The following is a 1387-nucleotide window of genomic DNA, read 5'->3' as shown; positions in this document are numbered from 1 at the left end:
GTTTCCCGCCAGTGAGCGTTGCAGCCAGCTTGGGCGGATTGGCCTGCAGGTCGACGACGTAAATCTTGTTGTCCAGCACCTGTTTCAGCGCGTCGCCGTTCTTGACGACGTCGACCGAGTCGGCGACCAGCGCCAGCGTTCCGCTGGGATCGATCGCAACGTTCACGGGCGGTCCGACCACTGAGTTCTTCAGCGGCAGGGCACCGACGATCTTGGGGGTTTCAGGCGAGGCGAGATCAACGATGAGAACCTGATCCTTACCGGGTGCAGAGCTTGCCGCTTTCGTCCCACAGAAGCTTCTCATCCAGGCCGACGATCATAAGGGGCTTGGCGCGCCCAGTGCTAAAGCTCGTACTAAGCGGCACGGTTATGGGACATCCTAGCGTTCTCCCCAGATTTCCGCCCAGTGTCTGGAGGGCTGGTGTTGGCAGCTTACGCTGCGAAACATTCGTTCGCTAGTGGCGTCTCGTCTGCTCGTGGCTGACAAGCGGACATGTTCGCCTAGTTTTATCGAAGCCCGCTGACCCGAACGGGACATTTCAATCGCGCGCATAATGGCCCCCAGAGCGAGCGGAATCACTTGAAAGATTGCGCGACCATGCCTTCGAAGTTCGGTCAACCCGCCGTCGCAGCAGCCGTCAGAAATATTAACGAGGCATCACACCGATTTGCTTCAAAAAGCCGATGACGTCCTTTTCTGCCCACTTTTCAGTGAGCTTCCCATTCGCGATGCGATGTATGGTTACAGAGGTCATCTTCAGGTCGTTACCTGTGCGCGGAGCTCCCGGCAGGTCACGTTCATGTTTGCCATAGGCAGTGAGGCGCGTGACCACCTTGTCTCCTTCTGCAATTTGATCCTCGATCTGGTGATAACCCGGGGTCGCTTCCCAGAATATTTTAAAGCCTTGCTTTAAGCCTTCACGTCCTTTCCCTAATCCTGGGAAGGGCGGAGGGCTGTGATCGATGTAGTTCTCAGCGACCAATTCATCCATAGCGTCGAGATTGCCCTTATCAATCTCTTCATAGAATTGCCGCACGAGACGTTTGTTTTCCTCGCTCGACATCAACGCCTCCATTTTCTGCCAGAGCACAAATCGGCTATGCGAACTGCGGCCGTGCGTCCAACCAATATAGCACAAAAGACGCCATTTGGCCGATGCTGTTGAAAAAGGCCGGCAGTATTTAGTTGTAATAGCTCCGTCGCGACTTGGCCGAACTGCTCAACCGCCTCTATGCGAGCCTCGGCCTGGGCATCGGGATCAGCTTGGCCATCTTTCGAAGGTTTTGGGCGGTGGCTGCGAGGATGAACTCGTCACGCGCGCCGTTTGGACCTCGTAAACGCAAACGGTCGAGCTTGAGAATGCGCTTGAGGTGCGCGAACAACATC

General features: G+C 55.9%; 1 protein-coding gene and 2 pseudogenes. All 3 read right to left on the bottom strand.

Features of this window, described 5'->3' with window-relative positions:
* Positions 1-304, bottom strand: a pseudogene (locus IVA96_RS35360) (YncE family protein); the annotation flags it as partial.
* Between the two features lie 343 nt (positions 305-647).
* Complete coding sequence (locus IVA96_RS35355; RefSeq protein ID WP_247422405.1) at positions 648-1064, bottom strand: ester cyclase; 417 nt, start codon at positions 1062-1064, stop codon at positions 648-650.
* Between the two features lie 166 nt (positions 1065-1230).
* Positions 1231-1387: pseudogene (locus tag IVA96_RS35350) on the bottom strand (IS5/IS1182 family transposase); the annotation flags it as partial.

The organism is Bradyrhizobium sp. 159, assembly GCF_023073795.1.
Classification (GTDB): Bacteria; Pseudomonadota; Alphaproteobacteria; order Rhizobiales; family Xanthobacteraceae; genus Bradyrhizobium.
This window is presented reverse-complemented; position numbering and strand designations above follow the sequence as displayed.

Excerpts from the sequence above, each read along its gene's own strand:
- IVA96_RS35355 (WP_247422405.1), bottom strand. The coding sequence starts at position 1,064 with ATGTCGAGCGAGGAAAACAAACGTCTCGTGCGGCAATTCTATGAAGAG.